General features: G+C 70.4%; 14 protein-coding genes, 3 tRNA genes and 1 pseudogene. 6 read left to right on the top strand and 12 right to left on the bottom strand.

Features of this window, described 5'->3' with window-relative positions; translation table 11 throughout:
- Positions 1-123: 123 nt before the first annotated feature.
- The 6 genes from M2266_RS21225 to M2266_RS21200 all read right to left on the bottom strand — a co-directional run bounded on the left by M2266_RS21225 (position 124) and on the right by M2266_RS21200 (position 2369).
- Positions 124-681, bottom strand: coding sequence for a TetR/AcrR family transcriptional regulator (locus M2266_RS21225; RefSeq protein ID WP_277439612.1), 558 nt, complete (start codon positions 679-681; stop codon positions 124-126).
- A 136-nt stretch (positions 682-817) separates the two neighbouring features.
- The gene (locus M2266_RS21220) at positions 818-1252 is read right to left on the bottom strand and encodes a MaoC family dehydratase (RefSeq protein WP_277441289.1); all 435 of its coding nucleotides are present in this window, start codon (positions 1250-1252) and stop codon (positions 818-820) included.
- 5 nt (positions 1253-1257) lie between these two features.
- Positions 1258-1710 (bottom strand): MaoC family dehydratase N-terminal domain-containing protein, encoded by a 453-nt coding sequence (locus tag M2266_RS21215; RefSeq protein ID WP_250977255.1) that lies wholly within the window; start codon positions 1708-1710, stop codon positions 1258-1260.
- A 210-nt stretch (positions 1711-1920) separates the two neighbouring features.
- Positions 1921-2085, bottom strand: coding sequence for a 50S ribosomal protein L33 (gene rpmG / locus M2266_RS21210; RefSeq protein ID WP_004571794.1), 165 nt, complete (start codon positions 2083-2085; stop codon positions 1921-1923).
- A gap of 93 nt (positions 2086-2178) precedes the next feature.
- Positions 2179-2251, bottom strand: a tRNA-Met gene (locus M2266_RS21205).
- Between the two features lie 45 nt (positions 2252-2296).
- Positions 2297-2369: transfer RNA gene (locus tag M2266_RS21200), tRNA-Thr, on the bottom strand.
- A 352-nt stretch (positions 2370-2721) separates the two neighbouring features.
- Here M2266_RS21200 and M2266_RS21195 point away from each other — a divergent pair.
- The 3 genes from M2266_RS21195 (at position 2722) to M2266_RS21185 (ending at position 5305) form a co-directional block, all read left to right on the top strand.
- A complete protein-coding gene (locus tag M2266_RS21195) occupies positions 2722-3993 on the top strand; it encodes an amidohydrolase family protein (protein WP_277439611.1) in 1272 nt (423 codons plus the stop codon).
- A gap of 123 nt (positions 3994-4116) precedes the next feature.
- Positions 4117-4779, top strand: a complete 663-nt coding sequence (locus M2266_RS21190) for an NAD(P)H-binding protein (protein ID WP_277439610.1) — start codon at positions 4117-4119, stop codon at positions 4777-4779.
- Positions 4780-4849: 70 nt separating this feature from the next.
- Positions 4850-5305: a hypothetical protein gene (locus M2266_RS21185; RefSeq protein ID WP_277439609.1), complete on the top strand. Its 456-nt coding sequence runs from the start codon at positions 4850-4852 to the stop codon at positions 5303-5305.
- 180 nt (positions 5306-5485) lie between these two features.
- Here M2266_RS21185 and M2266_RS21180 read toward each other — a convergent pair.
- Positions 5486-5567, bottom strand: a tRNA-Tyr gene (locus tag M2266_RS21180).
- Between the two features lie 185 nt (positions 5568-5752).
- Between M2266_RS21180 and M2266_RS21175 the strand changes: the two genes are divergently transcribed.
- A complete protein-coding gene (locus M2266_RS21175; protein WP_138352869.1) occupies positions 5753-6241 on the top strand; it encodes a YajQ family cyclic di-GMP-binding protein in 489 nt (162 codons plus the stop codon).
- 63 nt (positions 6242-6304) lie between these two features.
- Here M2266_RS21175 and M2266_RS21170 read toward each other — a convergent pair.
- Positions 6305-7082, bottom strand: a pseudogene (locus M2266_RS21170) (AraC family transcriptional regulator).
- A gap of 70 nt (positions 7083-7152) precedes the next feature.
- On the opposite strand from M2266_RS21170, the gene M2266_RS21165 reads away from it, so the two are divergent.
- Together M2266_RS21165 and M2266_RS21160 are read left to right on the top strand one after the other, a co-directional pair.
- Positions 7153-8010, top strand: coding sequence for a phytanoyl-CoA dioxygenase family protein (locus tag M2266_RS21165; RefSeq protein WP_277439608.1), 858 nt, complete (start codon positions 7153-7155; stop codon positions 8008-8010).
- Positions 8007-8297, top strand: a complete 291-nt coding sequence (locus M2266_RS21160; protein WP_277439607.1) for a hypothetical protein — start codon at positions 8007-8009, stop codon at positions 8295-8297. Before M2266_RS21165 ends, M2266_RS21160 begins: the two co-directional genes overlap by 4 nt.
- Positions 8298-8380: 83 nt before the next feature.
- On the opposite strand, the gene M2266_RS21155 is transcribed toward M2266_RS21160, so the two are convergent.
- The 4 genes from M2266_RS21155 to M2266_RS21140 all read right to left on the bottom strand — a co-directional run bounded on the left by M2266_RS21155 (position 8381) and on the right by M2266_RS21140 (position 12905).
- Positions 8381-8773 (bottom strand): YccF domain-containing protein, encoded by a 393-nt coding sequence (locus tag M2266_RS21155; protein WP_277439606.1) that lies wholly within the window; start codon positions 8771-8773, stop codon positions 8381-8383.
- Entirely contained in the window at positions 8770-9630 is an 861-nt protein-coding gene (htpX, locus tag M2266_RS21150) for a zinc metalloprotease HtpX (protein ID WP_277439605.1), read from the bottom strand. The genes M2266_RS21155 and htpX overlap by 4 nt, the downstream gene beginning before the upstream one ends.
- A gap of 117 nt (positions 9631-9747) precedes the next feature.
- Positions 9748-11337, bottom strand: coding sequence for an NADH-quinone oxidoreductase subunit N (locus tag M2266_RS21145; RefSeq protein ID WP_277439604.1), 1590 nt, complete (start codon positions 11335-11337; stop codon positions 9748-9750).
- The gene (locus M2266_RS21140) at positions 11337-12905 is read right to left on the bottom strand and encodes an NADH-quinone oxidoreductase subunit M (RefSeq protein ID WP_277439603.1); all 1569 of its coding nucleotides are present in this window, start codon (positions 12903-12905) and stop codon (positions 11337-11339) included. The genes M2266_RS21145 and M2266_RS21140 overlap by 1 nt, the downstream gene beginning before the upstream one ends.

Here is a 12905-nt window from a genome sequence, read left to right as displayed (position 1 = left end):
ATCCTCTATCGAGCCCGGCCCCAGGGCCGTTCCGGTGCGTCAGGTCCGGTGCGTCAGGTTTGGCGCGTCACGTTCGGTACGTCACGTTCGGTACGTCACGTTTGGTACGTCAGGTCCGGTACGTCAGGCGGTCGGCTCTTCGAACGGGAAGCCCAGCCAGCAGCGGTCGTCCGAGGGGATCCCCAGCGACACCAGCGTGTTGATCAGCATCCCGGTCGAGAAGAACTTGTTCATCCACTCGTCGTCGAGACCGGTGCGGGCGCGCACCATGTCCCACATCGCGAGCCATCGGCCGCGGACCAGCTCGGCCACCTCGCCGTCACCCGACGCCGCGGCGGCGACGTAGACCTGCATCTGCAGGAGAAGGACATCGCGGTCCTCCTCGATCATCTCGCCGTAGGACTGCCCCATGGCCGCCAGCGCGGCCTCCCCCTCCAGGCCCTCCGCGGCCTGCTCGAAGGTGGCGAGGGTACGGTCGAAACAGCGGTTCGCGGCCGCCTTGAAGAGGTCCACCTTGGTGGGGAACAGTCGGAACAGATACGGCTGCGAGACCCCGACGCGGCGGGCGATCGCTTCCGTGGACGTCCCGAAGTAGCCACCTTTGGCGAACTCGGTCACCGCGGCACGGATGACGCTCTCGCGCCGGTCCTCCGCACTCATCCGCATGCTCGTCTTCGCCATGTCCTTAAGGTAGTGACTACTAACTAACTTCGTCAAGCAGTGGGGAAGGACTTCCGGAGAAGTCCTTCCCCCACCGTTCAGCGGGCTCTGTGCAACACAGGTCGCGCTCAGCGGGCCGCGCTCAGCATGTGCGCCCTCAGGCCAGCCGGACCACGGCGCGGGACAGGCCCAGCACCTTCTGGCCGGCCGAGGTGGCCACCAGGTCCACCCGGACCGTGCGCGCCTCGTCGTCCAGCTTGGCGGCGACCTTGGCCGAGACCTCGATCACCGCGCCCTTGTCGTCGTCCGGGACGACGACGGGCTTCGTGAACCGCACGCCGTACTCGGCGACCGCGCCCGGGTCGCCGACCCAGTCGGTGACCACGCGGATCGCGGAGGCCATCGTGAACATGCCGTGCGCGATGACGTCGGGCAGCCCGACCTCCTTCGCGAACCGCTCGTTCCAGTGGATCGGGTTGAAGTCACCGGACGCACCCGCGTAGCGCACGAGCGTGGCGCGACTCACAGGAAACGTCTGCGCCGGAAGCTCGGTGCCGACCTCGACCTCGTCGTAGGAGACCTTCGCCGTCATCCCGGTCACACCCCTTCCTGGGCGCGGGCCACGAGCATCGTGTACGCCGTCACCACGTGCTCGCCGTTCTCGTCGTGCACCTCGCCGCGGACCGACAGGACGTCGTTCCCCGCGAGGGACTTGATCGAGTCGATGTGCGAGACGACGGTGAGCCGGTCCCCCGCGCGCACCGGGCGCGAGTGGACGAAGCGCTGGTCACCGTGGACAACCCGGCTGTAGTCCAGGCCCAACTCGGGGTCCTGGACGACCATGCCGGCGGCCTTGAACGTGATCGAGAACGCGAACGTCGGCGGCGCGATCACATCCGGATGCCCGAGCGCCCTGGCGGCGTCGGGATCGGTGTACGCGGGATTGAGATCGCCCACCGCCTCGGCGAACTCGCGGATCTTCTCCCGGCCCACCTCATAGGGGGCGGTGGGCGGATAGCTCCGCCCGACGAAGGACTGGTCCAGTGCCATCGGTACCTCCGGCTACGGGATGCTGATCAGGACGGTGGCCATCGGAATGGTGGACATCGCGATGGTCATCATGATGCCGGTCGCCGTGTTGACGCTGGCGTTCGGGGTGACGTTCGAGTTGATCATGCCGCTTCCGGCGAAAGGGCGGCGCAACGCCACGAGGCCGCCCCCAAGAATGGGGACGGCCTCGCAGTGTATTACGGCCTGTTGTCAGCGCGTTTCGCGGTGCGCGGTGTGCGCGTTGCAGCGCGGGCAGTGCTTCTTCATCTCAAGACGGTCCGGGTCGTTACGCCGGTTCTTCTTGGTGATGTAGTTCCGCTCCTTGCACTCCACGCAGGCCAGCGTGATCTTCGGGCGGACGTCGGTGGCGGCCACGTGAGTGCTCCTTGACGAACGGATGGGTATATGAACACAACGAGAGTAGCCGATTGAAGGTCTAAACCCACAATCGACTACGACTACGCAGGGTAGCGGTGACCGGACTTGAACCGGTGACACAGCGATTATGAGCCGCTTGCTCTACCAACTGAGCTACACCGCTGCGATGAACTGACCCCCACCAAGCGGTGGGTGGTCGATCCATCAGAGCCCCAATGCGGAATCGAACCGCAGACCTTCTCCTTACCATGGAGACGCTCTACCGACTGAGCTATTGGGGCGAGCGAGGAAGACATTACACGGTCCGCAGCCGAAGGTGAAATCCATATCTCACGACACACTTCGGGCGCTTCCGTAGCCCGTTCGGACCCCGTCGGGAGCCCGTTCCGGGGCCCTCCAGGAGCCCGTTCCGGGGCCCGGTGAGCCGACGTTCCGAGGTCCCGCGAGCCGACGTTCCGCAGCCCTCCACACGGACGGCGACACCTCGTGAGCACCCCTCGGCACACCCCCGATCGACCACGCCAGTACGACTATTGACCTCCTCCCGGACCCTGCGTGAGCTGCCCCATAGGCTCGTTCCGTCCCTGCGTGATCTTGCCTCCCGCCCGAGAGCCGCAGTACCGGAGGAGCGCGATGACCGAGAACCAGCGCGGCACCGCCGCCGAGACCACCACGCTGCTGCTGTGCGGTGCCCATCTCACCGACGGCCGCACGGTCGACGTGCGGCTGAGCGGGGCCCGTATCGAGGCCGTCGGCACCGCGGGCAGCCTCACCGCCGCCACCGAGCTCAAAGACTCCGACGGGGCCCGCATCGACCTGCGCGGCTACCTCCTGCTCCCCGCGCCCGCCGAACCGCACGCACACCTCGACGCCGCGCTCACGGCCGACGCGAGCGTCGCCTCGGGGCCGCCCTCGTACGAGCCCGAGGACGTGCAACGGCGCGTCACCGAGGCCGCGCTGCTCCAACTCGGGCACGGCGCCACGGCCGTCCGCACCCACGTCAGGATCGGTGACATCCAGGGCCTCGGCACCCTCGCCGCCGTGCTCCAGGCCCGCCGCGCGCTGCGCGGGCTCGTCGATCTGCACGCCGTCGCCGTCCCGCGGCTGCTCACCGGCGTGGCCGGCGCGGACGGGCTCGCCGCGCTGCGCGACGCGCTCAAGATGGGCGCCGGCGTCGTCGGCGGCTGCCCGGACCTCGACCCTGACCCGAGCGGCTACGCCGAGGCCGTCCTCGCCGTCGCGGCCGAGTTCGGCCTCCCCGTGGACCTGCACACGCAAGGCGACGATCCGGCCCGGCTGGCCCGGCTCACCGCCATGGCCGGCGGACTGCGCCCCGGCGTCGTCATCGGCCCCTGCAACGGCCTCGCCCGCCTCCCGCAGGCTGCCGCCACCCGTGCCGCGAGCCAGCTCTCCGCGGCCGGCGTCAGCGTCGTCTGCCTGCCGCAGGGCGGCTGCGGAGCGCTGGAGTCCTCCCGGCGCGGCGCCTCGGGCCTGCTCACCCCGGTGCGCGAACTGCGCGCGGCCGGCGTGCGCGTGGCGGCGGGCAGCGGGTCGCTGCGCGACCTGGCCAACCCCGTGGGACGCGGCGACCCCCTGGAGGCCGCCTTCCTCCTCACCTCCTACGGCGAATGCGGTGCGGCGGACGCCTACGACGCGGTCAGCGGCCAGGCGCGGGCGGTCCTGGGGCTGCCCGAGGTCCGGGTGGAGGCGGGCTTTCCCGCCGAACTGCTCGCCGTGCGCGGGGAGCGCATCGAAGGAGTGCTCTCCCTCGCCTACAGCCGCATCGTCATCCACCGCGGCCGGGTGGTCTCCCGCACCAGCGCCGTCCGCGAGTACTGCGACTCGGCGACCACCGCCGCCCTCGACCTGCCCCGCCAGTCGCGCAGCGACGACGGGCTGGCCTGAAGCCCCCTGACGGCGTGTCCGCCACTGTGTCCCCTCCGGGCGACCGGCCGGGAAGTCACCCGATGGTGATCCGTTCGCGCCGGTCCCGCGCGCGAGATGCCCAGCGGGCGTAGCGTCGCCACCATGCGCATTGTGATCGCAGGTGGACATGGACAGATCGCGTTGCGGCTGGAGCGACTGCTCGCCGCGCGCGGAGACGACGTGGCGGGCATCATCCGCAAACCCGAGCAGGCTGACGACCTGCGGGCCGCGGGCGCCGAGCCGATCGTCTGCGACCTGGAGTCGGCCTCCGTCGACGACGTCGCGGCGGCCCTGCGCGGCGCGGACGCGGCCGTCTTCGCGGCGGGCGCGGGGCCGGGCAGCGGCCCGGAGCGCAAGAACTCCGTCGACCACGCCGCGGCCGTGCTCTTCGCGGACGCGGCCGAGCGGGCCGGGTGCCGTCGCTACGTCATCGTCTCGTCGATGGGAGCGGGAGCCGACCCGGCCCCCGGCACCGACCCCGTCTTCGCCGAGTACCTGCGCGCCAAGACGGCGGCCGACGCCGATGTGAGTGCCCGCCAGGGCCTCGACTGGACGATCCTGCGCCCCGGGGCCCTCACCGACGACCCCGGCACCGGCCGCGTCCGGCTGGCGGCGAAGACCGGTCGGGGCCCCATCCCCCGCGACGACGTGGCAGCCGTCCTCGCCGAACTCCTGGACACCCCGTCCACGGCCGGCCTCACCCTGGAAGCCGTCACCGGACCCACCCCGATCCCCGTCGCGGTGAAGGACATCGCCGGCAACTGACCCCCGGGCGTTGTCGGACCCCACCGCTAGCGTGACGCCGTTCACGGATCTTCTGGGAGGGAACGGCGTCATGGGTGCCAGCGGATGGAACTACGTCACCGCGTACGACGGGGACGTCAAGGCGGCGGTAGTCGCCTTGAAGGCCAGGGTGTTCGAGGAGGAGTACGGCGACGGCGACAGCTACGGGAGCCTGGCGGAGCTGTATGAGGACGAGGAGTTCATGGGAACGGAGGGCACGCACACGGTGCTCGACATCCCCAGGACCGTTCTCACCGCCGACGCCGACCAGGACGGCGCCCTGCGCCCCCTGGCAGCGGACCGCGTCACCCACCACTTCGGCACGGACCTCCCGACGGTCCAGCGGTACGCGGAGCTCGTCGCCGCCGCCAACGACGCGATGAGCCACCAGGCCTACGAGCAGAGCCTGCTCGGCGAGTGCGAAGAGCGCTGGACGGGCTGCTATGTCGTCCTCCACACCGAGGGCGTGCCCACCCACCTGGGTGTCTTCGGCGTCTCGGGCGACTGAGGCGGCCGGCCGGCTCACCGGTCTGGGTGGACAGCTAAGCACCACCCCAGCGCATGCGGACGCGGTGCTGTGAACAGGCCGTGCGTCACATGCGAGCCCCACGGAGCGGTCACGCGAGAACAACGCAAAAAAACGGCCCCTGATCCGCGTTTCCGCAGATCAGGGGCCGTTCCAATACCGTGGCGGCGCCAGGGTTCGAACCTGGGTAGGCTGAGCCGGCAGATTTACAGTCTGCTCCCTTTGGCCACTCGGGCACACCGCCAGGGAAGCCGCCGCAGCTCACTTTTGATCGTGGTCTGTGGCAACGACGTAAACGATACCCGATGCGCGGGGGTGGTTCGCCACCTCATTGATCGGTGTCCGGGGCGGGTGCGGTGGCTAGGCTGGGAGGGCGGTCCGGGGACGGGTCGCGGTACTGACGGATCACAGCCAAGGAGCCAACTGAAGATGGCCGACTCCAGTTTCGACATCGTCTCGAAGGTCGAGCGGCAGGAGGTCGACAACGCCCTCAACCAGGCCGCGAAGGAAATCTCGCAGCGCTACGACTTCAAGAACGTCGGGGCCTCGATCGACTGGTCGGGCGAGAAGATCCTGATGCAGGCGAACTCGGAGGAGCGCGTCAAGGCGATTCTCGACGTTTTCGAGACCAAGCTGGTCAAGCGCGGGATCTCGCTCAAGTCGCTGGACGCCGGTGAGCCGCAGCTCTCCGGCAAGGAGTACAAGATCTTCGCCTCGATCGAGGAGGGGATTTCGCAGGACAACGCCAAGAAGGTCGCGAAGATCATCCGCGATGAGGGCCCGAAGGGCATCAAGGCGCAGGTCCAGGGCGACGAGCTGCGGGTCAGCTCGAAGAGCCGGGACGATCTGCAGGCCGTACAGGCGCTGCTGAAGGGCAAGGACTTCGACTTCGCGCTGCAGTACGTGAACTACCGCTGACCCGTCGGGGGAAGCGGTGGGGTGGATGAGGGCGGCAATTGGGGAAATCCCCAGTTGCCGCCCTCACCGCGTTCGGGGGCGTTCCCGGACGGCGCGCGGGGAGGCGCCCAGTTCCCGGCGGCAGGCCTTGTTGAAGGCCTGGAGGTCCGCGATACCGACCGAGGCGGCGACGGCCGCGATGGAGAGCGTGGACTCGACCAGCAGGTGCCGGGCCCGTTCCAGGCGGCGGCGCCGGATGTGGGCGACGACGGTGTCCCCGGTCGCGGCGCGGAAGAGCCGCGTGAGGTGGTTGTGCGAGACGCCGGCCGCGCGGGCGATGCCGGGGACGGTCAGCGGGTCGGCGAGGTGCGACTCGATGTGCGCGATGGCGGCGGCCACGGCGGGGTGCGGGCCGTCGGACGCGGGCGGGGCCGTGAGGTGGGCCACGCGCCACAGGACGGCCCATATCTCGGCCGCCGTCCGCGCGGGCGGGGCCGGGCTGGGCGGCCACGGCCTGCAGCATCAGCGCGGAGAGCATGGGTAGTTGCGCGCCCGCGTCCTGGACGACGGGGACGCTGAGGGGCTCGCCCGCGTCCGCGATGCGCAGATGGGCGTAGAGGTGTTCTGAGCGGCCCCGGTAGCGGTACCTGACGGTCGCGCCGGGCGGTACGAGGCTGACGCGGCCGGGCCGGATGGCGTGCGGGGTGCCGTCGACGGTGAGGTCCGCCGTGTACCGGTAGAGGTGCAGCTGCCACAGGTCGGGGAGCCGGAAGACGTCGGTGTGGCCGGCGGGGCCGTGGACGCCGACCCCGAGGTTCACCACCCGGGGCGGCTCGTCGAGGTGGAGGGCGACGGCGTCCATGGTGAAAACGTACCAGTAGTGGGGAATGCTACCCACGCGCCGACTGGGTTCTTCTCCCTACCGTTGGCGCATGGAAACCAGCACGGAAACCAGCACGGAAACCAGTCACCTGTTGAGCTCCCCTCAGATGGCGCACTTCGTGGCGCACGGCTCGCTGCGCATGGACGCTGTGGTGCCCGAGGAGATGAACGCGCGGGCCATGGACGTCCTGTCCGCCGGGGTACCGGACGTGCCGTACGGGACACCGCTTGCGGAGGCGTACGAGCGGGGGTCGTTCGCCCGCGACCTCGTCGAACTTCCGGCGGTGGCGGGCGCGTTGCGCAGCCTCGTGGGCCCCGGGCCGACCGTCGACCATCACGCGGTGCACATCCGGCAGCCCCGGGACGGGCACGCGCAGCCGCTGCACGCCGACGCGATCATCGACGTACGGCCCGACGCGTTCGACGTGCAGCTCATGTACTACCCGCAGGCGGTGACGCTGGAGATGGGCGGCACGCTGAGCGTGCCGGGCAGCCATCTGCGGCGCACGAACGAGAGCGACACCGGCCGCTACCAGAACCTGCGCGGGCAGACGCGGCTGGTGTGCCCGGCCGGGACCGTGGTCTTCCTGCACCACGGCATCTGGCACGGCGGACGGCGCAACGACAGTGACGTCGCGCGCTACATGTTCAAGATCCGGTTCAACCCGACGGTGCGGCAGCTGCGGCTGTGGGACACCGGCGACCTCGCCGACCCGGCGGTCGCCGCCGAGCTCGGCACGCACTTCCCCTGGTACGAAGCGGCCGCCGCGCGGCTGGAGTTCCACAACCGGATCAAGCTGTGGCGGGCGCTGACCGGCGACAACGCGTACGACATGGACCACTGGATGACGCGGGTCGCCAACCGGCCGCGGCGCGTCGTCCCCCAGCACGTGAAGAACGGAGCATGAGCGAGATGAGCACACTGCGGCAGCGGGTCCTCGTGCTGTACCTGGCCACCTCGGCGCTGGACTCCCGGGTGGTGGGGTGGTCCGCCTACGACGGGACCGGGGCCACGTCGCCGACCACCGGGGACAGCGACGAGCCGCCGTACGAGACGGGGGTGGCCGCGCTGTGCGACGGCTGGCGGCTGATCCAGGCGGCGCAGCTGATCCCGCCGTATCCCGGGCACGAGTACGACACGTCGTTCCTGCAGCACGAGTTCCTCTTCGAGCGGCTCGTCGACGCCGCGGGTTAGCCCGTCACGCGGTGTCCGTCACGCGGTTCGTCACGCGGTGTCCGACGCGGTTCGTCACGCGCTGAGCCGCCGCCCGGTGCGGCTCAGCGCGTCGCGAACGGCCGGTCCGTCGGGACGATCTCCCGGCCCAGCGGGAGCAGCGAGAGCGGGATCATCTTGAAGTTCGCGATGCCGAACGGGATGCCGATAATCGTCAGGCACAGGGCGATCCCGGTCACGATGTGGCCCAGCGCCAGCCACCAGCCGGCGAACACGATCCAGACGATGTTGCCGAGGAGCGAGCCCGCTCCCGCGTCGCGGCGCTCCACGGTGGTGCGGCCGAAGGGCCACAGGGCGTAGTTGGCGATGCGGAAGGACGCCACGCCCCACGGGAACGTGATGATCAGGATGCAGCAGATCACGCCCGCGACGGCGTAGGCGAGCGCCATCCAGACGCCGCAGAGCACCAGCCAGATGATGTTCAGGATCGTCTTCATGGGCGGTGTCCTGCCATCTGTTCGAGGCGCGCGATGCGCTCGGCCATCGGGGGGTGGGTGGAGAACAGTTTCGACGTGGTGCCGGGCCGGAACGGGTTCGCGATCATCATATGGCTGGCGGTCTCGAGGCGCGGCTCAGGCGGCAGCGGCAGCTGCTTGGTGCCCGCGTCCAGCTTGCGCAGCGCGCTGGCCAGGGCGAGCGGGTCGCCGGTGAGGCGGGCGCCGGAGGCGTCGGCCTCGTACTCGCGGGAGCGGCTGACGGCGAGCTGGATGACGGAGGCGGCCAGCGGGCCGAGGATCATCAGCAGCAGCATGCCGAGGATGCCGGGGCCGTCGTCGTCGTTGGACCGGCCGACCGGGATCAGCCAGGCGAAGTTGACGAGGAACATGACGACGGAGGCGAGCGCGCCGGCGACGGACGAGATGAGGATGTCGCGGTTGTAGACATGGCTCAGCTCGTGGCCGATCACGCCGCGCAGCTCGCGCTCGTCCAGGATCCGCAGGATTCCGTCGGTGCAGCAGACCGCCGCATTGCGCGGATTGCGTCCGGTGGCGAAGGCGTTGGGCGCTTCGGTGGGCGAGATGTACAGCCGCGGCATGGGCTGTCGCGCGGCGGTGGAGAGCTCGCGGACCATGCGGTAGAGCGCGGGCGCCTCGAACTCGCTGACGGGCCGGGCGCGCATCGCGCGTAGAGCCAGCTTGTCGCTGTTCCAGTACGCGTAGGCGTTCGTGCCGATCGCGATGACGAGCGCGACAATGAGCCCCGTACGGCCGAAGAAACTGCCGATGACGAGGATGAGTGCGGACAGGCCGCCGAGGAGTACGGCGGTCTTCAGCCCATTGTGCCGGCGGTGCACGGTGCGCCCTCCAAGGTGTGCGGCAGGGGAACCTTCTCCCCTCTTAGGAGAACCTCCTGTACTGGTCAACGCCACCGGAGGACCGCTGGTTCCCTTGTGCACAAGCCCCGGGCGGGGTCAGAGCAGCGCCCCCGAGGCGTAGCGCAGGACCAGCTGGGGGACGCCGGAGAGCACGACGCCGAGGATCGCGGTGAGGGCGATCGCCGCGATGAGCGGGGCGGGCGTCCGGGTGGCGGGGGCCGCCCTCGGCCCCGTCTCCGACCCCGGCTCCGCCGCCGGTTCCGGCTTCGCGAACAGGATCGCGGTCCAGCGCAGGTAGTAGACGAGCGCGATGACCACGTTGACGGCCATGACGACGGCCAGCCAGGCCGGTCCCGTGCCGACGATCGACGAGAAGACGGCGACCTTGGCGAAGAGCCCGATGACGCCGGGCGGCAGCCCGGCCAGGCAGAGCAGGAAGAACGCCAGCGCGAGAGCCGTCAGCGGGCGGCGGGCGTACAGCCCCCGGTAGTCGGTCAGGCGGTTGGCGGGGGCCGTTCCGGCGACCACGGCGGCCACGGCGAAGGCACCGAGGTTCACGGCCGCGTACATCAGGGCGTACGCGACGGTGGTGCCGATCTGGTGCTCCGGGTCGTCGGAGTACGCGGCGGCCGCGATCGGCACCAGCAGGTAGCCCGCCTGGCCGATGGAGGACCAGGCCAGCAGCCGCACCGCGCTGTGCGCGTACCCGGCCCGCTGGCGCAGGGCGGCCACGTTGCCGACCGTCATCGTCAGGGCGGCCAGTACGGCGACGACCGGGCCCCAGACGTCGGCGTACGGTTCGAACGCGATCACGGTGACGAGGATGAGGCCGGAGAATCCGGCGGCCTTCCCGACGACGGACAGGTACGCGGCGATCGGCAGCGGCGCGCCCACGTAGGTGTCGGGGACCCAGAAGTGGAAGGGCGCGGCGGCGAGCTTGAAGGCGAAGCCCACGAGGGTGAGGATCGCGCCGACCTTCGCGAGCGTCGCGAGCTGCGGCTGTACGTCGCCCAGGCCGTCCGCGATGGACGCCAGATGGAGGGTGCCGGTGGCGGCGTACACGAAGCTGACGCCGAGCAGCGTGACGGCGGTCGCCGCCACGGAGGAGAGGAAGAACTTGAGCGCGGCCTCGGAGGACAGCCGGTCGCCGCGTTTGATGCCGACGAGCGCGAAGGCGGGCAGCGTCGTGACCTCGAGGGCGACGACCAGGGTCGCGAGATCCCGGGAGGCGGGCAGCAGGGCTGCTCCGGCGGCCGAGGACAGCAGCAGGAACCAGTACTCGCCGGCCGGGTACTTCTCCATGTCGTGCAGGGAGAGCAGCGCCGTCAGCAGCGCGCCGCCGATGACGAGGAGCTGGACGACGACCGTGAAGTGGTCGGCCACGTAGGAGCACTCACCGGCGTCGACGGTGAGGCAGAACGTTCTGCGGTGGCCGGCCCGCAGCGGGCCGAGGGCGAGCGCGGCCAGGGTGAGGCCGACGACGGCGACCCAGCCCAGCAGCGCTTTCCGCTCCTTGGGAAGGAACAGGTCGGCGACCAGGATGACGAGCGCGACGGCCGCGGGGATCGCCGCAGGGGCGATGGCGACCCAGTCCACGGACTGCACGAGGGAGGTGACGGGGTCGGCGGCGAGACTGTCCGCCGCGTGGGTGCCGGTCGCGGGGAAGGCAATGACGGGGATGCTCATCAGCTGCCTCCGAGGAGCGAGCGCACGGCCGGGTCGGTGAGGCCGAGGAGGGCCGCGGGCCAGAGGCCGGCGAGGACGGTGAGGGCGGCGAGCGGGGTCCAGGCGGCGAACTCGTAGCCGTGGACGTCGGACAGGACCGGCTGGCCGGACTCGGCGGTGCTCTTGTCCCCCATGCAGACGCGGCGCACGACGGTCAGCAGGTACGCGGCGGTGAGCAGCGTGCCGAACGCGGCGACCGCCGTGAACACCAGGTAGGTGGGGCGGCTGAGCCCGTCGGCGGGTTTGAAGGCGCCGAACATGGCGAGCATCTCGCCCCAGAAGCCGGCCAGCCCCGGCAGGCCGAGCGAGGCGACGGCGGCGAAGGCCAGCAGCCCGCCGAGGCGGGGCGCCCTGCCGTACAGGGCCGCGCCGTTCTCCCCGGTGAGGCGGTCGAGGTCGCTCGTCCCGTAGCGGTCCTTGATGGCGCCCACCAGGAAGAAGAGCAGGCCGGTGATGAGGCCGTGGGCGACGTTGGCGAAGAGCGCGCCGTTCACGCCGGTCGGGGTGAGGGACGCGATGCCGAGCAGCACGAAGCCCATGTGGCCGACGGAGGAGTAGGCGATGAGGCGCTTGAGGTCGCCGCCCGCTCCCTTGCGGGCCAGTGCGAGGCAGGCGAGGGACCCGTAGACGATGCCGACGACGGCGAACGCGGCCAGGTAGGGCGCGAAGGTGTGCATGCCGCCCGGGGCGGCGGGCAGCGCGATGCGGACGAACCCGTAGGTGCCCATCTTGAGCATGACTCCGGCCAGCAGCACGGAGCCGACGGTGGGGGCGGCGGTATGGGCGTCCGGGAGCCAGCTGTGGAGCGGCCACATCGGAGCCTTGATCGCGAAGCCGATGCCGATGGCGAGGACCGCGAGCAACTGCGTGGTGTGACCGAGCGATGACCCGTTGTCAGTGGCGAGTGCCACCATGTCGAATGTGCCCGCTTTCACCCCGATGAGCAGCAGGCCCAGCAGCATGATCACGGAACCGAGGAGGGTGTAGACGATGAAGCGCAGCGAGGCGGCCTCGCGGCCGGCGCCGCCCCAGCGGGCGATGAGGAAGTACATCGGGATGAGGACGGTCTCGAAGGCCAGGAAGAAGAGCATCAGGTCCAGCACGGCGAAGGTGCTGAGCGTGCCCGCCTCGAGGAGCAGGAGGAGACCGACGAAGGCCTTGGGAGAAGGGCCGGCGGGCAACTTGAAGTAGCTGTAGAGCGCGCAGAGGAAGGTCAGCAGCGCGGTCAGGACGAGCAGGGGGAGCGAGATGCCGTCGACGCCGAGATGGATGTGGATGTTGAGGGCGGGGATCCAGCTGAGGTCGGTGGTGGCCTGCATCGTCGCCGGGTGGTCGTGGTCGAAGCCGGCCGCGAGGACGATCGCGAGGATCAGTACGGCGCCGGTGACCGTGACGCCGTGGCGGAGCACGGCCTGGTCCGGGTCGCGCCCCTTGAGGCCGGGCGGCGGCGGGAGCAGGGCTCCCACGGCGCCGAGCAGGGGCAGGACGACGATGCCTGCGAGCACGTACTGGAGGGCGGTGTCGTTCAC

Origin of the sequence: Streptomyces sp. SPB162 (assembly GCF_029504575.1) — a bacterium.
Classification (GTDB): domain Bacteria; phylum Actinomycetota; class Actinomycetes; order Streptomycetales; family Streptomycetaceae; genus Actinacidiphila.
This window is presented reverse-complemented; position numbering and strand designations above follow the sequence as displayed.

What these genes read in the sequence shown, in the direction of transcription:
- M2266_RS21225 (WP_277439612.1), bottom strand. Translation starts at nt 681, where the DNA reads ATGGCGAAGACGAGCATGCGGATGAGTGCGGAGGACCGGCGCGAGAGC.
- M2266_RS21185 (WP_277439609.1), top strand. Translation starts at nt 4,850, where the DNA reads ATGGGTGCCAGCGGATGGAACTACGTCACCGCGTACGACGGGGACGTC.
- M2266_RS21195 (WP_277439611.1), top strand. Translation starts at nt 2,722, where the DNA reads ATGACCGAGAACCAGCGCGGCACCGCCGCCGAGACCACCACGCTGCTG.
- M2266_RS21155 (WP_277439606.1), bottom strand. Translation starts at nt 8,773, where the DNA reads ATGAAGACGATCCTGAACATCATCTGGCTGGTGCTCTGCGGCGTCTGG.
- M2266_RS21220 (WP_277441289.1), bottom strand. Translation starts at nt 1,252, where the DNA reads ATGACGGCGAAGGTCTCCTACGACGAGGTCGAGGTCGGCACCGAGCTT.
- M2266_RS21215 (WP_250977255.1), bottom strand. Translation starts at nt 1,710, where the DNA reads ATGGCACTGGACCAGTCCTTCGTCGGGCGGAGCTATCCGCCCACCGCC.
- M2266_RS21190 (WP_277439610.1), top strand. Translation starts at nt 4,117, where the DNA reads ATGCGCATTGTGATCGCAGGTGGACATGGACAGATCGCGTTGCGGCTG.
- M2266_RS21175 (WP_138352869.1), top strand. Translation starts at nt 5,753, where the DNA reads ATGGCCGACTCCAGTTTCGACATCGTCTCGAAGGTCGAGCGGCAGGAG.
- M2266_RS21145 (WP_277439604.1), bottom strand. Translation starts at nt 11,337, where the DNA reads ATGAGCATCCCCGTCATTGCCTTCCCCGCGACCGGCACCCACGCGGCG.
- M2266_RS21165 (WP_277439608.1), top strand. Translation starts at nt 7,153, where the DNA reads ATGGAAACCAGCACGGAAACCAGCACGGAAACCAGTCACCTGTTGAGC.
- M2266_RS21160 (WP_277439607.1), top strand. Translation starts at nt 8,007, where the DNA reads ATGAGCGAGATGAGCACACTGCGGCAGCGGGTCCTCGTGCTGTACCTG.